21 protein-coding genes are annotated in these 23544 nt (G+C 58.2%); 10 read left to right on the top strand and 11 right to left on the bottom strand.

The annotated features are described in order from the left end of the window. The first annotated feature begins 22 nt into the window (after positions 1-22). A complete protein-coding gene (locus tag EIK79_RS02340) occupies positions 23-1327 on the top strand; it encodes an antibiotic ABC transporter permease (protein WP_233737858.1) in 1305 nt (434 codons plus the stop codon). Here EIK79_RS02340 and EIK79_RS02335 read toward each other — a convergent pair. Then, a complete protein-coding gene (locus EIK79_RS02335; RefSeq protein ID WP_124953521.1) occupies positions 1319-2332 on the bottom strand; it encodes a lipid II:glycine glycyltransferase FemX in 1014 nt (337 codons plus the stop codon). The two genes, EIK79_RS02340 and EIK79_RS02335, sit on opposite strands and share 9 nt — an antisense overlap. A 395-nt stretch (positions 2333-2727) precedes the next feature. Here EIK79_RS02335 and EIK79_RS02330 point away from each other — a divergent pair, with 395 nt between their 5' ends. From EIK79_RS02330 to EIK79_RS02320, 3 genes are all read left to right on the top strand, one after another. Continuing rightward, complete coding sequence (locus EIK79_RS02330) at positions 2728-3342, top strand: DUF7344 domain-containing protein (RefSeq protein WP_124953520.1); 615 nt, start codon at positions 2728-2730, stop codon at positions 3340-3342. Between the two features lie 115 nt (positions 3343-3457). After that, positions 3458-4573 (top strand): DUF354 domain-containing protein, encoded by a 1116-nt coding sequence (locus EIK79_RS02325; RefSeq protein WP_124953519.1) that lies wholly within the window; start codon positions 3458-3460, stop codon positions 4571-4573. 56 nt (positions 4574-4629) lie between these two features. Continuing rightward, the gene (locus EIK79_RS02320) at positions 4630-5184 is read left to right on the top strand and encodes an NAD(P)/FAD-dependent oxidoreductase (protein WP_124953518.1); all 555 of its coding nucleotides are present in this window, start codon (positions 4630-4632) and stop codon (positions 5182-5184) included. A gap of 90 nt (positions 5185-5274) precedes the next feature. Here the strand turns inward: EIK79_RS02320 and EIK79_RS02315 are convergent, their stop codons facing one another. Then, positions 5275-5577, bottom strand: coding sequence for a HalOD1 output domain-containing protein (locus EIK79_RS02315; RefSeq protein ID WP_221621655.1), 303 nt, complete (start codon positions 5575-5577; stop codon positions 5275-5277). A gap of 250 nt (positions 5578-5827) precedes the next feature. On the opposite strand from EIK79_RS02315, the gene EIK79_RS02310 reads away from it, so the two are divergent. After that, complete coding sequence (locus EIK79_RS02310) at positions 5828-6895, top strand: glycosyltransferase family 4 protein (protein ID WP_124953517.1); 1068 nt, start codon at positions 5828-5830, stop codon at positions 6893-6895. Positions 6896-6967: 72 nt separating this feature from the next. Further along, entirely contained in the window at positions 6968-8443 is a 1476-nt protein-coding gene (locus EIK79_RS02305; RefSeq protein WP_124953516.1) for a sulfatase, read from the top strand. On the opposite strand, the gene EIK79_RS02300 is transcribed toward EIK79_RS02305, so the two are convergent. The 3 genes from EIK79_RS02300 to EIK79_RS02290 all read right to left on the bottom strand — a co-directional run bounded on the left by EIK79_RS02300 (position 8431) and on the right by EIK79_RS02290 (position 12799). Next, complete coding sequence (locus EIK79_RS02300; RefSeq protein ID WP_124953515.1) at positions 8431-9672, bottom strand: WD40/YVTN/BNR-like repeat-containing protein; 1242 nt, start codon at positions 9670-9672, stop codon at positions 8431-8433. The two genes, EIK79_RS02305 and EIK79_RS02300, sit on opposite strands and share 13 nt — an antisense overlap. Continuing rightward, on the bottom strand, positions 9669-11582 hold the full coding sequence (locus EIK79_RS02295) for a hypothetical protein (protein WP_124953514.1): 1914 nt from the start codon (positions 11580-11582) through the stop codon (positions 9669-9671). Before EIK79_RS02295 ends, EIK79_RS02300 begins: the two co-directional genes overlap by 4 nt. Positions 11583-11836: 254 nt before the next feature. Beyond that, a complete protein-coding gene (locus tag EIK79_RS02290) occupies positions 11837-12799 on the bottom strand; it encodes a hypothetical protein (RefSeq protein WP_124953513.1) in 963 nt (320 codons plus the stop codon). Between the two features lie 147 nt (positions 12800-12946). On the opposite strand from EIK79_RS02290, the gene EIK79_RS02285 reads away from it, so the two are divergent. Then, on the top strand, positions 12947-14428 hold the full coding sequence (locus EIK79_RS02285) for a flippase (protein ID WP_124953512.1): 1482 nt from the start codon (positions 12947-12949) through the stop codon (positions 14426-14428). 5 nt (positions 14429-14433) lie between these two features. On the opposite strand, the gene EIK79_RS02280 is transcribed toward EIK79_RS02285, so the two are convergent. Further along, positions 14434-15570, bottom strand: a complete 1137-nt coding sequence (locus EIK79_RS02280; protein ID WP_221621654.1) for a Gfo/Idh/MocA family protein — start codon at positions 15568-15570, stop codon at positions 14434-14436. Between the two features lie 376 nt (positions 15571-15946). On the opposite strand from EIK79_RS02280, the gene EIK79_RS02275 reads away from it, so the two are divergent. Then, the gene (locus tag EIK79_RS02275; protein WP_124953511.1) at positions 15947-18067 is read left to right on the top strand and encodes a hypothetical protein; all 2121 of its coding nucleotides are present in this window, start codon (positions 15947-15949) and stop codon (positions 18065-18067) included. 88 nt (positions 18068-18155) lie between these two features. Further along, positions 18156-18377: a hypothetical protein gene (locus tag EIK79_RS02270; RefSeq protein ID WP_124953510.1), complete on the top strand. Its 222-nt coding sequence runs from the start codon at positions 18156-18158 to the stop codon at positions 18375-18377. A 20-nt stretch (positions 18378-18397) separates the two neighbouring features. Here EIK79_RS02270 and surE read toward each other — a convergent pair whose 3' ends face one another. The 5 genes from surE to EIK79_RS17880 are packed head-to-tail and all read right to left on the bottom strand — an operon-like array spanning position 18398 to position 22830. After that, entirely contained in the window at positions 18398-19186 is a 789-nt protein-coding gene (gene surE, locus EIK79_RS02265) for a 5'/3'-nucleotidase SurE (protein WP_124953509.1), read from the bottom strand. Positions 19187-19233: 47 nt separating this feature from the next. Continuing rightward, complete coding sequence (locus tag EIK79_RS02260) at positions 19234-20637, bottom strand: methyltransferase domain-containing protein (protein ID WP_124953508.1); 1404 nt, start codon at positions 20635-20637, stop codon at positions 19234-19236. A gap of 18 nt (positions 20638-20655) precedes the next feature. Next, entirely contained in the window at positions 20656-21378 is a 723-nt protein-coding gene (locus tag EIK79_RS02255; RefSeq protein ID WP_124953507.1) for a prephenate dehydrogenase/arogenate dehydrogenase family protein, read from the bottom strand. 50 nt (positions 21379-21428) lie between these two features. After that, complete coding sequence (locus EIK79_RS02250; protein ID WP_124953506.1) at positions 21429-22601, bottom strand: M24 family metallopeptidase; 1173 nt, start codon at positions 22599-22601, stop codon at positions 21429-21431. A 52-nt stretch (positions 22602-22653) separates the two neighbouring features. Further along, on the bottom strand, positions 22654-22830 hold the full coding sequence (locus EIK79_RS17880) for a hypothetical protein (RefSeq protein ID WP_221621653.1): 177 nt from the start codon (positions 22828-22830) through the stop codon (positions 22654-22656). Positions 22831-23070: 240 nt separating this feature from the next. Here EIK79_RS17880 and EIK79_RS02245 point away from each other — a divergent pair, with 240 nt between their 5' ends. Continuing rightward, positions 23071-23541 (top strand): hypothetical protein, encoded by a 471-nt coding sequence (locus EIK79_RS02245; protein ID WP_124953505.1) that lies wholly within the window; start codon positions 23071-23073, stop codon positions 23539-23541. The last annotated feature ends 3 nt before the right edge of the window (positions 23542-23544 follow it).

Genomic DNA, 23544 nt, shown 5'->3' with positions numbered 1-23544 from the left:
TACGACCGGAACGCATGATAACATGACACAACGCATCTCGACTCAGACCGCAGAAACGTCCGCAACGAACGACGAACAACACCTCATCGAAGTCCTGCGCGAGACGCTGACGTATGCCCGCGAGCGAGAGTACCGGGGGTGGGATTACGGCGATGGGATGAGTAGCCGGCTCCTCCGGATGCTCCCGGTGGACAACAGGTGGCTCAACATTTTCGTGCAGGAACTCGCCAAACGACCACCGATTAATGTCCGGCCGTTGTTGCTCGTCGAGCAACGGCGAAACTACAAAGGAACGTCGCTGTTTGCGATGGCGAACCTGAACACGGCACGACTACTCGGAGAGATCGAGTGGAACTCGACCGATAGAATCGACATGGAGTCCGTCGTCAAAAACGGCGAGGCAGCCGATACGACCGAGCAGGTCGACTATAAGCGGGAAGCGTACCAGCTCAATGAGTGGCTCATTGCGAACCGGAGCGTCGGATACAGCGGCTTCTGTGGCGGACACAACCATAAGATCCAACACATCGACGGGAAGGGACTACCAAACGACCCGGATATCGTCTCGACGTCCTACGCCGTCAAGTCGTTGCTCTCGGCCAGGGGTCTCGATCCGATGTACCCCTCGATCGCACAGACGGCCGAACAGTTCATCGTCGAAGATCTCGACTACCGTACCGTTAACGATGGGGCCGTCATCAACTACCATTTGAATCATTCGAGTGATATATACACCATCAACGCAGGGGCGATCGGTGCCCGGATGCTCATCGATCTGTATGCGTACTTCGAGAAGGAGTCTTACCGCCGCCGAGCACAACAGATCTTCGACCACATCGTCGGTCTCCAAACTGATCTCGGGGGGTGGATGTACCGGGATCCGTCATCGTCGTCGCATCTCTCGATGGACAACCACCACAACGGGTTCGTTATCGAGTCACTGCTCCGCTATCGGGCGGTAACCGGATCGGATCGGTACGAGGAAACGATCGACCGGGCACTGTCGTTCTACCGGGAGACGCTGTTCGATCCGTCCGGCGCGCCGAACTGGGACGAAAACAAAACGTATCCACGGGACATCCACGCGAGCGCACAGGGGATCCTCGTATTCACGTACGCCGGTGATCTCGACTTCGCCCGGCGCATCCTCGCGTGGACGCTCGATCAGTTGTACGCCGGGAACGGACGATTTTACTACCGGAAACACCGGCTGTACACCACCCGAATCACGCTCATGCGATGGTGTCAAGCGTGGATGGCGTACGCCATCTCCGAGTATCTCACTGCGCTGCACGAGCCCCGATCGTCGGTTCCAACCTCACGCTAACCGCCGTACCCACTGGTAGGCGCGTGCGAGCGTCGTGGTCACCGTCGAACCGTGTTCGACGTTGTAAAACGGGACGAGTTCGGGATTGAACTTCGCCTTATACCGGTTGATCCGGGGGTTGTCCGCGCCGACGAGATCGTAGGCAGACCGGTCTCGATCGATCGCTTCGGTCATGACGTGCCAGTCGAGTAGGTCGTTGACGGGCACGTCGGTCGACGTATCGGATCGAACGCCTCCCTGCCACCGATAAACGGTTTCGCCGTCATCAAGCGCGATCAGTCCGCCAATGAACTCGCCATCGATCCGAAGCGTGTACGGGCGCACTGCTCCCTCCGGAAGACTGTTCGCCAGTTCCGTCACAAAGGCGGGCGTGACGTGGTAGCTTATGCCCTGACGCGCGTACCGTCGGTCTACCTGTTCAACGATATCGTAGATCGCGGTTCGACCGCCTTCTTCGATCGTGTACGACGCTTCTGCTGCGTCACGAATGTTGCTCCGTGCGTCCCGACTGAACGACATCAATAGATCGTCCGTCCCCTGCGTGAGATCTACGAGATACGTGTACGACGGCGTCACCTCACAATCGTTCCAGAGGAACGGACGGATATCCTCATAACAGCTGTGAATTCGAAGATGCCCGTATCGGGGATTGAACGCCGATTTCGCCCACTCGAAACACCCCTCGATGAACTCGTGTTGACGGCGTTCTCGCTTCCGCTGTTTCAGTCCGCCCCCATTCAGCAACGCGGGACCCAAGTAGGTGACCCGAAGCTCCGGCGGTGGTGAAAACAGTAACCGGACCGGTCCCCGCGACAGTTCGAACAACGGAAACACCCCGATCGGCTCTTCCCCAACGTACCCCACTAACCGATGAACGTCTGCCCCGGTGTGATCTGCCTGAATCGATAACGCCTCATCCCGATGAAAGAGACACGTCTGGGGGGACCGCTCGACGAGTCGATTCCACGTTTCGGTCTCCTTGACACGCTCGATCTCAACTCCCATGTCACTATGCGCCGGTTCGATCCCCAGCACCCTGTCATTTTTTATTAATCTACGGGATATTCTTACCAGACATCACGATAAATGATGTGTTCTACCGAGAGATTTCAGTACGCGTGGTGGATGTTCGGTAGCACCCTCACGGGCTACTGGGAAAATTCAGAATTGATTTTAGAGAAAATAATTGCTTTCTATCGATTCAAACTCGACAACCAGTTAAACCGACAATTAATTACAAGTAAGTCCTCGACCTAATATATTCCGCCGCGGTAGCTGCCCACTACTCACAGTGTCGGGGCACACGAGCACCGGGTATTGAGAGACATGCGATCAGCAAAAATGTGTAGTTTGAGAGTCGTACCGCTATCGGCCATCTGCGTGTGCGACAGGTGGTATCGATGAGTACCAAGACGCCGAACGATACGCAGTCTCAGTCGGTCGAAGACGACAGTTCGACGGATGTCGGCGTCGATGGTGACGGGAGTGACGACGGTGTTGGTCCGGCGCTCGGTCCGGATCGGATCTTTGAGGTGTTGAAAAATCAGCGCCGACGCCGGACCCTTCAGTACCTCGTTGAACGCGACAATCCAGTGACGATCGGTGCGCTTGCCGAACACATCGCTGCGCTCGAAAACGATACGACGGAGTCGGCGCTCACCTCTCGTGAGCGCAAGCGCGTGTACGTCGGTCTGTACCAGTGTCACCTCCCGAAGATGGACGACACGGGGGCGGTCGAGTTCAACAAGGCGCGAGGAACTATCTCCTTGGGACCGACGTTTCAGCAGTTCGAACCGTATCTGAATCTCGATGGCGATGACGCGGACGCGTGGGCACACTACTATCTCCTGCTCACCGGCGCAAGCGGAGTGATCTTCGGGGCGAATACGCTGTTTGCCGGGATTTCATCGGCGCAGTTGTTCACTGGTGTTCTGGTAGGGTTCGTCGTGCTCTCGATAATGCATCTATATAAGACCACAGAACACCACCCCTTGTCGGGGTTCATCGATCGTTGATTCCGAGTCAGTCGACCGCGCGCCGATCGACGAACGATCGAGGCTCGCGATATCCATTCCCAGTCTGTTTCGAAAGCAGAGAGTAACAAAGCCGTTTGGACAGGAGTTTCCGAGCATGCGATACGTTTTCTTTACGAACACGCCGGCGCACGTCCATCTGTATAAGCACGTCGTGCGCCGACTCCGGGCGGAAGGACACGCAGTTTCAGTCATGGCGCGTGATTACGGCTGTACAACTGCACTGCTCGATTGGCACGACATCGACCACACCGTGTACGGCGCGTGTGACACGACGCGGTGGTCGTTGCTCGGACAACTCCCCCAACACTACATCCGCATACTGACCCACACGCGCGCGTTCGATCCCGACGTGATTTTCGGAATGGGCGCATACGCAGCGCACGCAGGCGCGTTCACGAGGACCCCCACTGTACTGATACTCGATTCGGAACCGACCGGGCTAGATCACGCCGTGTCGATGCCGTTCGCCCGGACCATCGTGACCCCACAGGCGTTCCGGAAGGATTTGGGAACGAACCACTACGTGTTTGTGGGGTTCAAAGAGAGTGCGTATCTCCATCCGGGGGTGTACGAACCGTCTACCAACATTCGCAAGCGCCTCGGTCTGGGAGCGACCGAACGATTCGTTCTCATTCGATTCAACGCGTTCGGCTCCCACCACGACGTGGGGCAGGGGGGATTCTCCGAAGAACAACGCCGGACGCTCATCGAACGGCTCGCTGATCATGCGACGGTGTTCGTCTCCGATGAAGGGGGCACCCTCTCGCTTGACTCGCTGCCTGCCCGGCCGTTCGACGACCATCCGGGCGTCTTACACGACGCGCTTGCTGAGGCGTCGTTACTCGTCGCGGATACACAGACGATGGTGACAGAAGCAGCGCTACTCGGAACGCCCGCGATCCGGTCGAACTCGTTCGTCGGTCCGGACGATATGGGCAACTTCCTCGAATTGGAGTCGAACGGTCTCGTGTACAACCTCCGATCGTTTGACACCGTTCTCAAAACGGCTGAACGGTTGCTTGACCGACCCGACCTCGAAACCGAGTGGCGACGAAAGCGCGATCGGTATGTCGCGGATATGGTTGACCTCTCGTCGGCAATCACGTCGCTCGCACGAGCGAGTGGGGACACCGCTGCTGTTGATGAACTCCACCCATACTCACACGCGCACGAACGGAGGACGCCCAAACTCTCACAGCAAGGGGATTGATGTGTTCAGGGCATCGATCGAACAGTTATATGCATGGCAAACGTACGTACTAACGCATGACGCGTGTCACAGTGATCGGCGGTGGTCCCGCGGGCTTGAGCGCAGCGTTGTTCACGGCGAAAAACGGGCTGTCGACGGCGGTGTTCGACACCGATGCGACGTGGATGCACAAAGCGCACCTGTTCAACTACCTCGGGATCGACAGCGTCGACGGCAGTGCGTTCATGGACGACGCCAGAGACCAGATCGATGAATTCGGTGTCGATCGTCACCAAGAAGAGAGCGTCACAGAAGTCAACCGCTCCGAGGCGGACTTTACCGTCGTCACCGAGGAAGACGAATACGAGAGCGAGTACGTCGTGCTCGCCACCGGCGCGGATCGTGACCTCGCGGAAACGTTAGGGTGTGCGTTCGGAGACGATGGCACTGTCGATGTTTCCATTTCGATGGAAACAAGCGTCGAGAACGCGTACGCGACGGGAGCAATGGTGCGCGCCGAGGAGTGGCAGGCCGTCATCTCAGCCGGTGACGGCGCAGCAGCTGCGCTGAACATACTCACGAAAGAAAAAGGTGACCACTTTCATGATTTCGATACCCCAGCAGACGCATAGCACAGCGTTCTGTGTAACAAGCAACTAGCTACGATTCTGTCGCTACACAACGCGCTGATCGTTCTGAAATGCTGTAGCCGATTCGATCAGCTACTCGACGTAGATGTGGCCGGTGCCATCCTCCGAAACCGTTACCGTGATACGATATCCGTCGAACGTGAACCGTACTTCCCCCCCAGCACCGTCTTCGAACAGGGCGTTCAACGCTTCCGGATCGACTACGGCGTTCAGGGACGCCGTGATCTCCGTCTCATCGACTCCCGCCACGTTGCCAACCGCCTCGACAACGCGTACTCCAAGGGAGTGCCGAGAGGAGTCGTACAGAAACTCCGTCGTACCGGTTCGTACCGGCTCGCTGGATGTTCGGCCCATCTCTTTATCCATATCCCCCATTGTCGCCTCCGTGTTGGTTTCTGCTCTCATAATCGTTTCTGGGATCGTTCCCAAGAGAGACAACAGTGAGTAGTAACTGCTACCACACACATAAACGGTTTGGAACTCTCCTCTCGTTTCACGTTGTTCAGACACATTAGTTCCGATACATACCATTTGATCATCGCACATGGCTATGCGGGTTCTGCTGTGATCGCTCGCGTTGTTGAAACAGAATAACAAAGGGGGTGTCCGCTTACGATCCGCAGTGATGACCCCGGATCGATTACTCATCATCGGGACACTCGGTGGTGGTGGTATCCACCAGTACATCGAGCAACAGTATCGCCATCTCGACTCCGTCGAGGCGTCAGTGTACGACATGGTGTCGGATCCGAAAGGAGAGGGGAAATGGTGGCTATTCACCTCGGTAGTAGCGTCAGTGTGGGCCGCAGTTCGGTTCCCGTTTCGGACACCGCCGGACGCGGTTCACGTCCACACCTCACACCGGTTTTCGTTCTACCGATCGGCGTTTTACGTTCTGTACGCGTCGATCGTTTGGGACCGACCGGTCGTATTACACGTCCACGGTTCCTCCTTCGATTCGTTCGTAACGACGGACTCGTGGCTCGTTAATCGAATACAAACGCTCGTGTTCGGGAAGTGTGATCGCATCATCGTGCTGTCTCCATACTGGGAGGAAGTGTTATCTACGCGTGTTCCTGCGGAAAAGATCCGTGTGCTCCCGAACGCGATCGCTCCATCGGAGTATTCGCCCGACTTCGAGACTGACACCCAACACGTGGTGTTCGTCTCGAATCTGGTTGAGCGGAAAGGGGTGTACGAGTTGACCGGAGCCATCGAGGACTTCCTCGAACGGGACACGAAGCAAAACGGGACTGACATTCGGTTCAGCATCGCAGGGAGCGGGCCGCTCAAAGACCGCGTCGAATCGCTTGCCGACCAGCACGACGCCGTCGAGTATCTCGGCTACGTTTCCGAGCGCAAAAAACGGACGCTTCTCGATTCGGGCACGATATTCGTGCTCCCGGCGTACGCCGAGGGGTTGCCGATCGCGCTGCTAGAGGGGATGGCCGGCGGTAACGCCGTCATTTCGACCACCGTCGGGAGCATTCCAGAAGTCATCGATGAGGAAAACGGACTGTTGATCGAACCGAAAAACACGACCCAGTTGTCGGACGCGCTCGCCACGCTCGTGGCAGACCCGGAGCGAACCGAGGCGATGGGACGGACGAACCGCCAGCTCGTCACCGAGACGTATTCGTGGGACACGACACAGCAGACGCTCCGAGAGATCTACGCCGAACTACCGGCGTGAGCGCCGAGTACCAAGGGCTTACGCCGGACAGAGGCTGTATAACAAAGCTACGAACAGTGCACGCTCTGGGGTATGCCCGATCCTGACGTTCTGTTCCTCGTGCTCGACTCGGCGCGGCGAGACCGTGTCTCGGCCTACGGCCACGACCGGCCGACGACGCCGACACTCGATACGCTGGCCGACGAAGCGACTGTGTTCGAGCACGCGTACGTTCCAGCACCGTGGACGCTCCCCTCACACTGTTCGATGTTCACGGGGCTGCATCCGTCCGAACACGGTGTTACGAGTGGATTCACCCGTCAGGGGTTCGGGATCCCCTCAAGCGTTCCAACGCTCGCTGAGCGACTCACAGAGCGGGGCTATCACACCGCTGGATTCTCCAACAATCCGTGGGTTGGGCAGCTTTCGGGGTTGGATCGTGGATTCGAGGAATTCGTCGAGTGGGATCTTGAGATCAGCCGCTCGGCTACTCCGATCCATAGCCGACGAGGACGGCTCTATTCCAAGCTCCACACCGCACTCGGTCACGCGAGCCGACAGCCGCTGGTCCTGCTCAAGCGGCGGTTTTTCACCGAGCGGCTCGTCTCTCGTGCCACCGAGTGGCTCTCACATACCGCTGACAGCGAGGCCCCCACGTTCACCTTCCTCAACCTGATGGAAGCTCACAGCCCGTATTACCCGCCACGAGACGCGTTCGACGCGCTCGGTCTCGACCGCCCGTCAGCGATCGAAGCCCGTCGGCTCAACGTCAAACTGCTCACAAACATCATGGGCCGCGCCAGTATCGACTGGGAGACGCGTGAACGACTCCTCGAATATTACGACGCCAGCCTGCGCTATCTCGATCGGATGGTCGATCGGCTGCTCGCTACCCTCGAACAGCACGGAGGGTACGACGACGCGTTGCTTGTCGTCTGTGCCGATCACGGCAAGACGCTCGGAGAGTACGACCGGGACGCGACGCCGCCCCACTACGTCCGAGACGTGAACACGATGGTGCCGTTGTTCATCAAGGAGCCGGGACAAACCGCACCTGAGAGCGTCGAGCGACCGTTTGAACTCCATCGACTCTTCGAGACCGTTCTCGACGGGACGCTCGACCGATCGTTGCCAGCCACGCCCTCAACGGCTCTGATCGAGGACGTGGTGCCCCACACCGGCCGAGACATCGACCCCGAAGAGATAACCCACTGGCGCATGCTGTCCGATGGCACCCACAAGTACGTAACCTCTGTACCGACGCAAGATCCCACCGCCAGATCGCAGTCTGCACACGACAGGAACGGACACCAGCCACACCACGACTCGGAGATCGATGCGGATCGAGTCGAACCCCGCGAACGGAGACAGGAGTATCTCCTCCGAGGCACGGGAATCGAGGAAGCCATTGTCGAACCGGAGTCATCGGTTCTCGATCGGTTCCGATCGCTGCTTACAGAACGAACGGAGCAGTTCGACATGACGGTGGCTGCTGATTCTGGGGCGAACACGGGACAACTGAGTGGGAGCATCGAAGCACAGCTAGAAGATCTCGGTTATCTGGATTGACTCTCAGCCACCCGCGCGATCGTTTCCGGGGAGACAGTGATGAGTCGACCGTGATCGGTTGCGGTGTTGAACGGATTGATGATCAGTCCATGATCGGCGTCCGCCCCGAGAAAGACGTACGTGTTCGCAGTCGGGACCCATCCACCCGGATCGACGCGTTTGATCAGTCGTGTCGGCGTTCTGAATCGCGCTAGTTCGTACCAATCTGTGTACTCCGTTCTTGCTGAGGCGGCGATGACTGTCGCCGTCTTGTGTTCGGACTTCGTTCGCGCCTCGTCGGTGTGATCACGGTTGGGGGCAGTGCTGTCGCCCCCGGTTTCGGCAGCCGTCGAGAAGACAACCCACGGCGTGTCATCGACTGTCAGCGTTGTCCCGAAGTACACCGAATTCGGAACGACGCCGACCGATGTCAGAGACGGGCTGGTGTCAAGCGCCGGGTGTCCGCCGCAGTTGCTCGGTGACCGTTCCGCGGTCGGTGATCGAGAATCCACGCCCGGTGTCGGCCGCGTTGATTCTTCGTTGATGTCTGCCCTGTCGAGCCGGAAGATGGGGTTTCGATCGGAGTACACACAGTCCATCCCCCAGAGGACCGCTGAGGGAGTGAACACGAGCGCGACGGCACGCCACCGCTGGCTTCCACCGCCGACGGGTTCGAGTTGTCCCTCCCGGAGCCGCCCGATGTAACACTCAGGATCCCTGTCGCCGGTCGTCACCCACAGCTCACCTGTGTACGGATCGGAGCAGATCGTATGAATGTGGCGTACGTCGGGCAGTTCGAGCACCGGTGACCACGTTCGTCCCGCATCAACCGAGCGCAGGATCCGCGGCGTGGCGTCGTCGTCGAGCGGATATTCTCCGAGGTAGATCGCCCCACGGTGGGCGCACACTGCTGTCGGCAGGACGCCAGCTACACCCGAGGACGGTGGCAGTCGATGCGTGTGGAGCCACGTTCGACCGCCGTCGTGAGAGGCGAACAGCTGTCTCCGAACGGTCGCCACCAGCACCGACTCGGTGATAGGCCAGACGTTCGTCGTCTGGTAGGCACCGACAGCCCACTCGACCACTGATCGCCACGGTGGTGTCGTCGTCACTGCGTACCGAAGCCCAGAAACACCGGCAAGCGGGTTCGGAAGACGGCTGAGCGGTTCGAGTCGGCCGGGCGGCCCACTGAAGACGGTGCGCCCACGGGACGCGTACACCCGCCCATTAGAGATGGACTGCAGTTTCATCGGTTCACACCAACTGTAGCCGCCGGGCCACCCGAAGTCGATTCAGACCTGTTTGCAACGTAGTACAGCTGTACTTCGCCGTTCGACATGACGCGGTCGACGCCCGGCTGATGCTCGATCGATCGGAATCCCTCCTTGGAGAATCTGAGCTGCTGATACGCGTTTATCTCTCGCTCCCGGTCTAATCGAGTGACGATGACGTATCGAGGCGACTCAAACGTCGCCTGAAGCCGGGAAATAGTGTTAAATGGGACGGTCTTTCTGTACAGCTTTTCCCGCTCAAGCCGCCACTGCACGCCACGGGTGGCGTCGGCGTATCGCGTCGGCTCCATCCGAATACCGAGCACCGGAACGCCGTCCGCCCGGTGTTCGAACGTCTGATTGTATCCCTCCATCTGCATCTCTGTCACCTGCACGTTTTGCTTGTAGATGTACGGAGATTGGTAGGCGGGGGCGATCGCCAACACGAGCATGAGTGCAAACACGGCCGCGAACAGGAGTCCACCCCGTGGCAGTGACACGGAGCGGCTGAGTCGGTCCAACCCGATACACAGTCCGACGGCACCCAACAGCGTTGCAAGCAACATCAGAAAGCCCAGATGCCTGAACTGCATCTTCGAAATACTCCCGACGAAGTACACAAGAAACACCCCGAACAACGGAAGGAGGCTCAACGAGAGATACAGCCGTGTACTCTCGGGGACCGTCGCGTCGTCGTCGAACGCGTGAGAGACCGACAACAGGGCGATGACGGCTGTGATAGCCGTGTACACTGCACTGAGCAGAAAGAGCTTCACGAACAGTTCCGGGAGGCTGGCTCCGATGGCCGTTATCGAATCACCTTGCGCTTGGATCTGCTTTCCGGCGATGGTGTCTCCCCGAATATAGCCGGCGATCTTTCCCAAGTGTTTATCAGCCAGACGATAGAACCACGACGTTCTGGTGGTCCACAGCGCGTACACGCCGAAGAAAAACAGCGTCGGGGCGTACAGCCGTGGGTGTTTCGATACCGGATGATCGGAGCGGAACAACCGATACAGCAACTGTACGCCACAGATGGTGACGAACAGGAGGAGAACGTTGAGCGCCTGCTGGGGATGGTACAACACGACGCTTGCAAGCACGACGGCGAGGACGACGAACGTTCCTGCCACGGTGTCTACCGGTTCAGACTGCTTCGATCGCCGGTCGTACCGGCCGCCCGAGAGAAACGCTTTCAACAACAGGAAAACGATGAACGCAGAGTACAACGTCGTGAGCGTGAATGGATGCACACGAAAGTGCGTGCTAATGTGGTTTATTGGCAACAGCAGCAGCGCCGAAAACACACCGATCGTGGTCGCGCGCGGACCGGAGACGAGGAGTCGCACACACAAGGGAACGAACAGGATGTACACGAGTACAAAGAGGGGGGTAACGAGCAGTACTGCTCGTCTGAGAGAGTAACCGACGATCCGATTGATGAACACGGCGACCATGTGGATTCCGGGATATATGATCCCGAGCGGACTCGTTCGTCCACTGTCGAGATCCTTCGCCAGCCCGAGATGTGTCATCGGATCGGCCGTTCCATAGAAGTAATACCCCCGAATGAACGGCAGTCCCAAAACTGAAAGCACGGCGGTCGCGGCGAGCACCAACGCAAGCGATCGCACCCACCGAACCGGCGACACGAACGCTACAAGCAGTGCTCCCCCGAGCGCGACGCCGACGCCGACCCAGAACTGTACCGGTGTCGCGGCGTACAATGACAGTTCGTAACCGACAGCAGGAACGGACTTCGCTGAAAGGATGGCCCCCGTGAGCGACAGAAATCCGATCGTTACTAACGGCTTTGTCCACCACCGCTCTGGATTCGTGCCGGTCTGGCGCTCTGGGGTGCCAGCACCCCGTGCTGTTGACGCCGTCATAGCGACTGATAGAAGGCTAAGGACGCTACGATTGTACGGAAATCACGGAGGACCGTGATCTCACGAGAGTGCTGTTCGTGTGGACATTCCGCTATTTCTTGGACCAATAGCTGTTCTGTCGTGGAAATAGGTTGTCTCGACTCTTCTGGTCGGGGTGGGACACATCGTACGACTCGCCCGGAGAACGTGGGTGAGACACTCATGGTCGTGGCTGTCAATCCGGTTGCTTGATTACGAACATCGTTATGCGCCACCTATTCCAGATATCCGAGTGGGTATAACTGTGCTGTCATTATATCGGTGTCGTCGTCGTGCTGTCGATCCGTACTCGGTGGGAATTGATTCGATTTGGAGTGGGGCTGTTCCGGTCGGATATCTCGTCGTTCAGACGACGAAACGACCTGCCACGGAACCGTAACGAGTTCTTTGGTGTACGTCCCTGGTGGATGCCCCCATTCAGCGACCGGAATTGGTCCAGATCGCTCACCGAACATGTTACCGTGATCGGACGTTACCACCGAGCGGCCCGACAGCGTCCCAACGAGTTCTCGAACAGCGGGTAACACCCGATCGAGATTGTTCCGATAAGCGTCCCAAATCTCAGACGCTGAGACGTCCGCGTCTCCGTCTCGGAGTCGTCCCCAGATGTCCGTCTTGTCGCTTCCTTCAAGACGGTTCCCGACATTGATTTCGGGGTTCTCGATGAACGGGTAGTGCGGTTGGATGAAATGCATGATGAGCCGTTTGTTCGGGTACTGCGCCGCTACGCGACGCCCATAATCGGTCATCGTTCGCGGAAGAACCGTTTTGTGGGTGTCGTCCCACCCGTGTTTCCAGACATTGATGACTTCATGAAACGTCGCATCAATCCGGTCGTTCCAGCGGTACAGTTGCGGACTCGCGGTTACGTACACGGTGTCCATCAGTGTACGACCGGCAAAGTTTCCAACCAGGAACTCCACGGTGTGTGACCCTCTTGATTCGCGTCGTTCGAGCGTTCCAGAGCACTCCTGTTGCTGTGCAGAAAAGAGATCGTACCGACACGCATCAAGGATAATCAAGTTGTCCCAGTCCTCGGCCATCACATCGATGCCGTCGGTGTTGTACTCACGCCGATACAACCGGCGGTTGTACAGTCGGTTCAACTCCTGCCCGAAAAACGACGGTCGCTGTACCCCTCGTCGAACCCCCCGCCACAGCTGGGACGGTGTGTACATCGTCCCTTCGTTCCGACTGCTCCGCTATCGTAATTCCCTTGCTACGGCCGATGACGCCGGCACGGACAGCTTCCGAGGACGACGATCGACCGGATAATGCACACATTACTATCCCTCCACAGCCAGTCTCCACGGACGAGATCGACAGTGACAATTGCACGCAAGGTTATGCGCGGTCTACAAGCCATGCTCGTCGCTGAAGGAGCACGCATGGTGTCCAAGGGTCTTATCGTTATCGTGCTTGCGAACTACTTTCTCTCTCCCGATGAGTACGGATTGTTGTTCCTCTCGTTGTCCGTGCTCGGAACCGGGCTGTTGTTCAGCTATCTCGGCTTCGCCAAATCAGCCGCTCGCTACATCACCGAGTACAAAACCAAAGATCCGATCCAGATTCCTCATATCGTCACCACCTCCCTCCAGTACAATCTCGTGTCGATCATCGTCGTTAGCGTGACGTTCGTGTTGGGAAGTGGGTTTATTTCGGAGTTAGCTAACGAACCAGGTATTCAACCGTTTCTCGTCATCGGATCGCTGTACATCGTCACGATGACCCTCTCGAAGTTCACAACAGTCGTGTTTCAGGGGTTCAATCGCGTGCGCTGGAGCGCGTGCATTGGGGCGCTGGCGAACGTCAGCCTACTGGTGTTCACTGTCGTTTTCTTACTCGCTGGACTGGGTGCCATCGGTGCGTTAGCGGGCTACGTACTCGGGCACGCACTCGCCGCAGCTGTGGGTTTGGGCGTCATTTTCGTCCAATTCGTTCCCAAATACGCTGGGAAGGGTGGTGTGGAGTCGGGGTTACCGAAGAAGATTCTCCGGTACAGCATCCCGCTCACAATCACACGCAGCGGTCACACGCTCGACAAAAACGTTGACACCATCCTCGTGGGGTTCTTTTTGAATCCTGCTGCTGTCGCGTTCTACGTCCTCGGGAAACAGATTGCCGATTTTGTAACAGTGCCAGCGACATCGCTCGGCTTTGCTGTCTCACCGGCCTACGGCGAACAGAAAGCGAGTGACGCGCTCGGTCGGGCTGGGGAACTGTACGAACACGCGTTCGTTCACACAGTCATGCTGTACCTTCCCGCCGGCGCGGGGCTCATACTCGTCTCTGAGCCGACGATCCGGTACGTGTTCGGGACCGATTATCTCGGTGCCGTTCCCGTCGTGCAGGTCTTTGGCGTGTACATCGTTCTCCGAGCGATCGATAAGATCACCAACGACGGACTCGATTTCGTTGGTCGCGCCCGCGATCGTGCGATTGCAAAAACCGGGGCGTCAGTCGGCAACGTCGTCTTGAACGTGTTGTTCATCCCTGTCATCGGCGTTGTCGGTGCTGCGCTCTCGACGGTTATCACCTACGTCGTGTTGATCGGCGTTGAGATATACATCATCGATCAGGAGTTCCCGATCGCACGAACACGCCTCTGTCGTGAAACGCTGCTCGTCTGCGCGATCACAGCGCTCATGTCCGTCGTCGTCGTCGTGTTGTTGCCCCTCGTTTCCAATCTCGTCTCCTTGCTCACGGTGATCGCCCTTGCTGGGGGGGTGTGGGCAGGACTAGCGCTCGTAAGTGGACTCATTGACGTCGCACTGGTGCAGTCGTTTCTCCAAAGTGTAACGGAGTGAGATCACTACGGCCGTTCAAACGACTGCTGTGCCGAGATGAGAGGGGCCCCTTCCTCTGCTTCCTCACGGATCAGTTCCATCAGTCTGATCACCCACTCGGCCTGTTCGATCGGAACAGGCGGAGCGTTCCCCCGAATCAACGCAGCGGCTTCCGCGTCGATCTGATAGTAATGCGAATTTAGCTGTCGTTCGGTTTCCCAACTGTTGTTGAACCGGTTAGCGAGAACGTCGTAAAACGCCGTCGCCGTGCCCACCATCCGACGAGCGGCACGGTCGAGGTTGTTCCTAGCGCGGTGGATCGACGACGCCGTGTAATCCACGCCGAGTGGAACGACAGTTTGGGAGACGAGATCGATCACTACCGATCCCTCCGAGCCGTGTACATCGATTCGGTGGACAGGGACTCCGCCCGCACTCACGCGAACCGAACAGAGGGTGCCGTTCTCAGATCGGTACTGAATCTGTGTCGTGTCGTAGGTGAACGACTGCTCATACGATGTTGTCAACGCGGTTTGAACGTCGATCTCGTCAACGTCGCTCGGATAGCCACCCGTTCCGAGGGCGAGATACAGGGGATGGGGGATCCCCTCCTCGAACTCACCCCCCGGCAACTCAAACGTCCACGACCCACGGTTGGGCTCGTCGGCAAAGGACGCACCAGTGTACGTCACGTCGACGCCTCGAAGCTCACCGAGCGCACCCTGTTCGAGTAGTGTTTGGGCCTCTCGCATCGCCGGGTCGAACATGTGATTGTGCACCGACGACACCGAAGCGTCGTTCGCGTCGGCTGTCTCGATCAGCTCCTGTAGTTCTTCGCTGGTCATCGTGATCGGCTTCTCGATCAGCACGGAGACACCAGCTGCGAGCGCCGTCCGTGCGAGTGCGACGTGCGTTTGCACCGGCGTGCAGATGTGGATCCAATGCAATTGCTCGCTGGCCAGTAGCTCCTCGATGTCGGTGTACGCCGCTGTCTTGTGCTCTTTTGCCATTCGTCCCGCCCGTTCCTCATCGAGATCACAAACCGCGACCGGCGTCGTGTTCGGACACTCCCGAAGCGCCGACAGATGTTGTCCAGAGATGATACCTGCTCCAATGACCGCTGTTCTGAGGACCATCATGCGAAATCGTCCGATCGAACCCATTGTTATGTGTCTCCTGACGATCCATTCAATCCGGTAGGCAGATCGTTCTGCAACGCTCACTAATGATGGTAGAATATTTAACGTGCCAATTTGTTATTGTTTCTCGTCAATAGTCAGGAGTGCTGACGAGCGCGCAGCAGGCCCGGTAGACTGTCACTACCACAGATCATCAGCTCCGCTGTACCCAACGATTTCGACGGGTAAGCACGTCCTACAACGTGTAAGAGCGACTTACGGAGGAATATGATCATATTACCAACATTATATGTGGTCGGTATGTAATTGTGGCTAACCTTCGGTATCGGTAAGGCGTTAGTATCGAAACGCCACGTACGTAGCCAGAAGGTACTTCTGAGTAATCCCGTTTTACCAACCGATGAGATCTGATTCAGAGAACGGAGAGGATGACTCGTCACATCTCGAACGACGTAGTTACATCAAGCTTACTGGAGCGGTCATCGGTGGTTCCGTACTCGGAACGACACAGGCCGGACGTGCAAGCGCGAAAACGCGCCACGGTATCACGTTCAACAACGTCGTCGACGCGGTCAAGGATCTCGGCTGTGATCCAAACGGCAACGGCGACGTTACCAGTAAAGTTGAATCAGCACTCGACGGACAGACCCTCGTGGAGTTCCCTGCGGGAACGTACCACTGGGGCGGTTCGATCACTGCGGACACCGATCGGATCGGTATTCGGGGGAAAAACGACAACGTGACGTTCACGTTCCCCTCCAACTATAACGAGTTCTTCATTAACACGACCTGTAATAAGGCGCTGTTCGAGAACTTCGACGTGGATGTTCGTGCCAACCAGACGGCCACGGGGATCCGGATCAACTCCGAACGCGGTTTTCACGCGGAGAACATCGAGCACATCGGGCGCGCAATCGTCGATTCGAGCGACGTGACCCGGTGTTGGCAGCTTCGGGTGAACGATCCCAACTCGACCGGCGTTCTCAAAGACTTCGTTGCGAAGAAAGGCTCGGCGTGGGCACACTACAAATCCGGCGACGGTCGTGCTGGCATCTCCGTCTACGGCGGGAAGGGCACGGTCAAGATCGTCGACTGCCACCTCGAAGAGTTCGGTAACAACGGCATCTACGGAAGCCGGACGCTCAGCTCGGTGCAAGTCATCGGCGGCACCTACCGGAACAACAACGTGTGTGGCATCCGGATTTCGGGTGAGGGAAGCTACGTCGATGGGGCAACCGTCGAAGTCAACCCCCAGAAGTACTCCGGTCCCCACACGCTCGAAGACGACGCGTTCACGATGCGCGGTGTGCTGTTCGAGCAGGGCAACGCCTCGTCCGCGACCGGCGGCAACTTCGACGAAGCCGGCGCAAAAGTCCGAAACACCGACATCACCATCGAAAACAACCCTACCAGCGGGCCTGGGATCGCCGTTTGGACTGGCGGCCGCACGCTGAAGGTGAAAAACACCCGGATCACGTATAACAACGACGGCGCGCCGGCCATCCGTCGCGAGAAACAGGTCTCTCAGGGGCGTCACGGTCCCAGTCCGAACCCCCGGTGGCTCCGCATGGACCGCGTCAAGATCACCGGTTCAGCGGCGAGCGGTCCGTCCGTGCTGGTCGGACAGGGCAACGGCTCGCAGATCAAAAACAGCTACATCGAGCAGAGCGGTTCCGGCCGCAAAGGGATCGTGTTCTCGAATTCCGATAACACCCTCGTCAAAAACACCACGATCAAGACGCCAGGGAAATCGGTCCAGTTGAAATCGTCGTCTGGTAAGACCATCAACGTCAGTAACTCCGGATCGGCGCCGTCGCTCGATCTCAGTAGCTCTGGATCAGGATCCGGGGCTGGATCCAAGTCCGCTTCGAAGAAGAACAAGAGTAAGAGCAAGAACGAGTCTGGATCGTCGTCTGACTCCTCTCAGGGTCTCCTCTCGAAGATGACCAACCTCTTGGTCGGAAGCGCAAGCGGTGCCGGCGCGAACGCTACCACCGAGAACGGTGCAAGCGGGGCGGACACCCACACGCTTGAGATCAAAGGGAACGGTTCGAAGGCCAACTACACGTTTGCTGTCGACGGCACCCTTCAGCCGAACGAAGATCCCGGGTCGTTCGATTGCACGAGCGAAACCTTGGTCGGTGAAAACTGGTCGTCCGGTGCCGTCAGCAACTCCTCAGATAAGTTCCTGTTCACCGGCTCCGTAACGTCGTTCTCGACAGACGGTAACCTCACCGTACAGGTCGACGGACAAGCTGTCGACCCGAACGCACTCGGTACCGAGGGTGACAAACAGCACACCCTCATCATCGATGGGAGCAACTCCAACGGGGCGTCGAAGTACGCCCTATCGGTGAACGGGTCGCTCGAAAAAGGAACGTTCGCAGAAAGCGATGACACGGTTTCGGGATCGACAGCCCGCGGGACCGTCTCCGATCGACGCGACAGCTTCCGGTTCTCCGGGCAGATCACCGAGCTTGATGTCGACGGCGACGCCGCCATCAGTTTCGGTCAACAGTAACGGACACAGATGTACGCAACGAAAGTCACATCTCGAGATATCAGTTGCCGGATCTCTCTATCCGGTCGGTCGAAGCGAGCCACGGACGATGACGAGTGAGAACGACATCTCAGACTGGAACAAACAACCGCCAGATCCTGATCTTGAACAGGATCTGGGCTACGATATCGACAGTTGGGAGGTGGCGAGCACTCACTGTCGAGGGGAGGAACATCTCGTATTCCTTCCGTCGTCCAACCGAATACGCCGCGACAACGAGTTCATCGTCGCACATCCCGACGACGTGTGCGATCTGTTCGACAGGATCTGATCGATTCGTTCTAAGCGGCTTCACTCTGGCGTTACTCTGTGTGCGTAATCACTGGCGAGTTCCGTCAGTGTCTCGTGATTGTTCATTGAGTGCGGTGCGGTGAGGGGTGAGACACTGACGCGGCCGTCGACGATGGCTCGTCGGTCGGTACCGTCCGGGTCGTCGATGGTTCCGTCCGCGAGCTGATCGAAGATTCGATCTCGCAGAACGATGTGATCCTCGTTCTCGATCGCGTCGATTTCGTAGATTCGTGACGGTTTGGTGATCTTCATATCACACGGTCCTTCCTCGGTCATCGGTATGTTGACGTTCAGGTAATCTGCGTGCTCGAAAACTCCTGATTCGAGGGTCGTCTCCGCGAGATACCGCGTCGCACGCGCCGGTTCCTCGTACTCTGCTACGGACGGTTCGAACGAACGGAAGTCGATATCACCACCCGGAATGTACATCGAAACGGCCATCGCTGGCACGTCGAAAAACGTCGCCTCGACGGCGGCACTCACCGTTCCCGACCGACCGAGCACGTACGCCCCGAGGTTCGCACCACGATTACAGCCAGAAACGACGAGATCGAACGCCGTATCGAGCGCCTGCATCCCGACCACGACACAGTCGGCGGGTGTGCCATCGACCGCGTATCCGAGCTCGTGGGAGTCGACTTCGACCTGCTGCGACATCGCACGACCGACTGCGCTTTGGTCGCTCGCGGGCGCGATCGCCGTCACGTCACCAACGTCCGACAGTGCGGTGTACAGCGCGTACAGTCCTGTTTCCTCGATGCCGTCGTCGTTCGTGAGCAGGATGTTCATTTCGTGGTGATTCGGGTGGATGACGAAAAAGGACCCGTTATCGACCGTTACGCTAGTCGATCCACGACCGTTTCCCCGTCCACGACCAGATTGTACGCCGATTCGTCATCGTTCCAGAGCACGAGGGCGTTCTCGAACGCGAGCAGCCCGCCGTACGGCGTGTGGATGAGTGCGTCGTTAAGTCCGGTTTCGTGGACGAGCACCGCGAAGTGGTCGATCTGCTGGCTTCCATCCCCGATCAGAAACAGCGGATGCTCCCCGCCGAGATCGTGGCTCAACTTCACAGAGAGGAGATCGATTCGGTCCGAAACGTGGGTTTCTGTGTCGGCCATCGGTGTGAACCGCGAGGAATCAGGAGTGATCGTGACCTGTTGGCGGTCGTCCCGGCGGAGCATCGAGTACGCATACTGCACGTCGGTGTTGATGAACGCCGAGGCGTCGGTTTCCGCGGTTTCTGACGCTGCGTCTGCGAGCCGTCTCTGCACCGACGGCACCGACACGTCTGGTTCGACATCGAACGACCACGCCTCTGCTCGGGAACTCGGTGTCAACTCCGGCCACAGCCGAACTGTTGGTGCGTACACCGTGTATCCCAACTCGTCGGCCAGCGTTCGCTCGGTTTCACGGAGTCCCGTTGCCGTGTTCCGATCGGCCGGCGCGAGCAACAGACACGTTCCGTCCGGTGTGAGTGCGTCCAAATAACGATCAACCGTTGACACCGGATCGTTCAGTTCACTCAAAACGTTGGCGAACAGCACTAAGTCGTACTCCGCGGCCGGTTCGAACGCTTCTGCACGGGTGCGGTGAACCGTGACCGACTGGTTGCGGCCTGGCGCTACGAGTGACTCGAACACTGATGCGGCCGCGCTCGGCTCAACGGCGTGGTAGTCGATCAGACACGGCTCCAGAAGGTCGAGCAGTCCTAAGGCCGGTCCACCGACGCCCGCCCCGATGTCCAACACGCGAAGCCGGTGGTCCACCAAATTCCCGCGAATCAACTCCATCAGCGCGTGCTGTATAACTGCATAATTATCATATAGGTGGTATATAGCGTACGCGAGCGCGGTGTCACGATCGTACTCAACTGGACGCTGATGGAGGTAATCGTCTTTGATCTGAACGATGATCTCCCGGAGTTGCTCGCCCGATTCGCCGGTCGACCAGTCAGCCCCGAACCGCTCACACAGCAGGGCGTCGAGTCGCTCGGTGTGCTCCGTCGGAACGCTGACGCCGTCAAACGGAACCTCGACGGGTTTCTCAGGAACGGGGACGAAAACATCGTCCTGTTCGATCAGTTCGAGTTCGAACGCCTGTTCGCGTAACACCTGTCTGACAGCCGCGGGATGGGGCTGCCCCTCGACGTACTCATACAGCTCTTCGGGATCGATCGGGCGGACGTTGCGCAGGTAGCGAGCGTTGTCACGCACCTGTGTTCGTTGGTCGTCGTTCATCGCCTCGGATACGTCCGGTTATCGGGCGTCGCGGTAGAGGGTTTCGAACGTTTCGGCGTCCGCCTCAGCGATGCGGCGCGTGGCGGCCGCGACATCCTCGGCACCCCCAAACGCCGCTTGGATCTCTGCGTACACGTCCGGATCACCGCCAGTGACTCGGTCCGTGAGCGCCGAAAGCTGCTCGGACACCGGGGTGTGGAACTCCTCTCGAACCGGTTCACTCGCCAGTCCGAACGCGAGAATTGCGGCGTGCGTTTTGGCTTGGACGGTCGACATCGAACGATCGTGTTCGACAGCAGTGGTCTCGAACAGTTCATTGCCGCGTTCGAGCAACGTCGATCGGATCCGATCGGTGACGGGACCGGATTCGTCGGCCACCACGGCGATCCGTCCTGGGGCGTATGCGGCTCCGAACAACGGGTGCAGACTCACGCGTTCGTGCTCGGACGCGTGTGTCCGCATGGCAGCGACAGCGGGTTCCATGATCCCAGTGATATCAACCACTGCGCGGGTGGCGCGGTCGGCGTGGGCGGCGATCGCGTCCGAAACGGCAGGGATCGGCACCGCGAAACAGACGACATCGAACTGCTCAGTCGTGTCGAGACCGACAGCGCGGCCGTCCGTCGCGGCAGCAGCGGTCTCCGCAGCCGCCCTGTTGCGGTCCGCGTACGCGACCGACGCATGAACTGCCCCACCGAACCACGTTCCCATCTCGCCAGCGCCGACGACGAGTACGTTCATGCTGCGCGATTCCTCTGCAGTATATAAAAGCCTGTCCGACCGTGCCGGCGTCACTCCACAACCAACTGTTTCGGATACTCGGTGAAGTTCTCGAAGCCATCTTCGGTGACGACACCGAAGTCCTCGATCCGAACTCCGCCGACAGCAGGATCGTACAGTCCCGGCTCGACAGTGACGATGTGGCCTACTTCCAGTTGCTCTCCCCCCGGTGCGAGCCGCGGCTGTTCGTGAACGTCTAAGCCGATTCCGTGCCCAGTGCTGTGGATGAACCCTGTTTCGGTCGATTCGTCGCTTCTGAGCGTCGGCTCGCCAGCAGCCTCATACACGTCACAGACGGCAGTATGAACGTCACCACCGGACACTCCGGCTTCGATGACATCGAACGCGGCTTGCTGGGCCGTGTGGGTGAGGTCGTACCACTCCTGGATCGTCTCAGACGGTGTTCCCTTCACGAACGTCCGGGTCATATCCGCGAAGTATTTCGACTCCTTTCCGCGCGGGAAGATGTCGATAATGATGCTTTCGTGTGGCGCAAGCGGTCCGCTCCCCCGGTCGTGGGGATCGGCTGCGTCGGCCCCACACGCGACGATGGTTTCATCGAGAGCGTGGTCGTTTCGGAGGAGTTCCATCTCGATCTCACGACGAAGGCGCTCGCTGGTCAACACTTCCCCATCGTGAACGAGTACATCTGACTCGATTGTTGCCTCCCTGATGAGCGCCTCGGCGCGACCCATCGCCGCCTCGTTCGCCCGCTGAGCGGTGCGGATCCGTTCGATCTCCTCGTCCGTTTTGACCGCGCGCAGTTGCGTGATCATGCTCTCGGTATCGACTGTCACAGAGATACCGAGATCGCGCAGTCCGTCGGCACTCGACAGGGGGAACCGTTCGGGCACCGAAACCGATGTGACTCCGTGTCGTTTCAGAAACGCAGCAATGACACGGTTTTTCGCCTCGGTTTGTCCGTACTGACCGCGTTTTTTCCGGTAGTCGAAATCGCTGTATCGGGCGACCGTTTCCGCGTTGCTCTCTCGCTTCGCCCGACCGTATTCGAGGCTTGACACCAGCATGTGAACGCCGTCCGCGTACACCGTTACGAACGGATCGGGGGCGCTGAACCCGGACAGATAGCGTTGATCCGGAAACTCGCCGTCCGCGTCGATGAGATAGCCATCATCATTCCGATCAGTGAGGAATCTGTCTAGATCCGAAGTATCGGGCTGCATATCATCTATCTTATTCCCAATGAAGTAAACGTTGGCTGTCGCGTCGGAGACGCTACCCGAACTGCGACCAGCCGCGGCGACTGAGAAGTAACAAGATGCCATAGCCGATCCCACCACCGACGAACAAGATGGGCGGAATGAGAAACGGACCGAACGTTTCACTCACCCACTCGATCCCAGCGTACGCTAGCACAGTCGTCAGGTTTCGTTTCCAACGGAATAAAGCCACACCCCCACATCCCGGTCAAATCACTCGTTGATCCACCACAATAGTTTTTGTAACCAGTCTATTATAGACAGTTGTAGCTGGCAACCGTATCCATCCCGAATGGGTCCAACTGCTGTCATTCCATACCGCCAGCACTCGTTTGTTGCAGTCGCTGCTAGCCGTTCGTGAGAACGGTTAACGGAAAAACCCGCTGTGAGCGCAGGCAACGAAATTTAGTCGGTTTACAGGTGATCATCCGTTATGGTACGATTCGTCTGTCCGTCGTGTGGGGCGGTTCCAGACGCCATCGAGACGTGGAACCGGGTCCGTTCCTCTCGGACTGATTCGGATCCTCCCACGATCCAACTGCTTCTTGATGAAAATCTGGATCCGTCCGAATCACCGTTCGGAACGGAGACACTGGAGCCGGTGCGGACTCTACACCCGTGTGGACACACGTATCCGAACGAGAATGTAGACACCGTACTGAGCCTGCTTGAGGTGCTCGAAACGCTCCTTGAACAACACGATGAGACGACCAACCCATTAGAAACCCAGTACTTGCGTCACGAGATTCACACCGTCAGCAAGCAACTCGATACGGTCACACAGCAGTGTGTCGATCAGGCACTGACGGTCGATCCGGACCAGTACCGGCAGTGGCAATCGAAGAGACGCCCCGAGCGTACTGCTGATAACAACTCGGTCGATCCGTCGGACCCGAACGATTAACAC

The sequence above is a fragment of the Halocatena pleomorpha genome (assembly GCF_003862495.1).
GTDB lineage: Archaea > Halobacteriota > Halobacteria > Halobacteriales > Haloarculaceae > Halocatena > Halocatena pleomorpha.
Note: the sequence above shows the minus strand (reverse complement) of the source record. Positions and strands in the feature narration are given on the sequence as shown.

Bases quoted from the DNA above. Each gene is read 5' to 3' on its own strand.
- EIK79_RS02340 (WP_233737858.1), top strand. From the start codon at position 23: ATGACACAACGCATCTCGACTCAGACCGCAGAAACGTCCGCAACGAAC.
- EIK79_RS02335 (WP_124953521.1), bottom strand. From the start codon at position 2,332: ATGGGAGTTGAGATCGAGCGTGTCAAGGAGACCGAAACGTGGAATCGA.
- EIK79_RS02330 (WP_124953520.1), top strand. From the start codon at position 2,728: ATGAGTACCAAGACGCCGAACGATACGCAGTCTCAGTCGGTCGAAGAC.
- EIK79_RS02325 (WP_124953519.1), top strand. From the start codon at position 3,458: ATGCGATACGTTTTCTTTACGAACACGCCGGCGCACGTCCATCTGTAT.
- EIK79_RS02320 (WP_124953518.1), top strand. From the start codon at position 4,630: ATGACGCGTGTCACAGTGATCGGCGGTGGTCCCGCGGGCTTGAGCGCA.
- EIK79_RS02315 (WP_221621655.1), bottom strand. From the start codon at position 5,577: ATGGGGGATATGGATAAAGAGATGGGCCGAACATCCAGCGAGCCGGTA.
- EIK79_RS02310 (WP_124953517.1), top strand. From the start codon at position 5,828: ATGACCCCGGATCGATTACTCATCATCGGGACACTCGGTGGTGGTGGT.
- EIK79_RS02305 (WP_124953516.1), top strand. From the start codon at position 6,968: ATGCCCGATCCTGACGTTCTGTTCCTCGTGCTCGACTCGGCGCGGCGA.
- EIK79_RS02300 (WP_124953515.1), bottom strand. From the start codon at position 9,672: ATGAAACTGCAGTCCATCTCTAATGGGCGGGTGTACGCGTCCCGTGGG.
- EIK79_RS02295 (WP_124953514.1), bottom strand. From the start codon at position 11,582: ATGACGGCGTCAACAGCACGGGGTGCTGGCACCCCAGAGCGCCAGACC.
- EIK79_RS02290 (WP_124953513.1), bottom strand. From the start codon at position 12,799: ATGTACACACCGTCCCAGCTGTGGCGGGGGGTTCGACGAGGGGTACAG.
- EIK79_RS02280 (WP_221621654.1), bottom strand. From the start codon at position 15,570: ATGGGTTCGATCGGACGATTTCGCATGATGGTCCTCAGAACAGCGGTC.
- EIK79_RS02275 (WP_124953511.1), top strand. From the start codon at position 15,947: ATGAGATCTGATTCAGAGAACGGAGAGGATGACTCGTCACATCTCGAA.
- EIK79_RS02270 (WP_124953510.1), top strand. From the start codon at position 18,156: ATGACGAGTGAGAACGACATCTCAGACTGGAACAAACAACCGCCAGAT.
- surE (WP_124953509.1), bottom strand. From the start codon at position 19,186: ATGAACATCCTGCTCACGAACGACGACGGCATCGAGGAAACAGGACTG.
- EIK79_RS02260 (WP_124953508.1), bottom strand. From the start codon at position 20,637: ATGAACGACGACCAACGAACACAGGTGCGTGACAACGCTCGCTACCTG.
- EIK79_RS02255 (WP_124953507.1), bottom strand. From the start codon at position 21,378: ATGAACGTACTCGTCGTCGGCGCTGGCGAGATGGGAACGTGGTTCGGT.
- EIK79_RS02250 (WP_124953506.1), bottom strand. From the start codon at position 22,601: ATGCAGCCCGATACTTCGGATCTAGACAGATTCCTCACTGATCGGAAT.
- EIK79_RS02245 (WP_124953505.1), top strand. From the start codon at position 23,071: ATGGTACGATTCGTCTGTCCGTCGTGTGGGGCGGTTCCAGACGCCATC.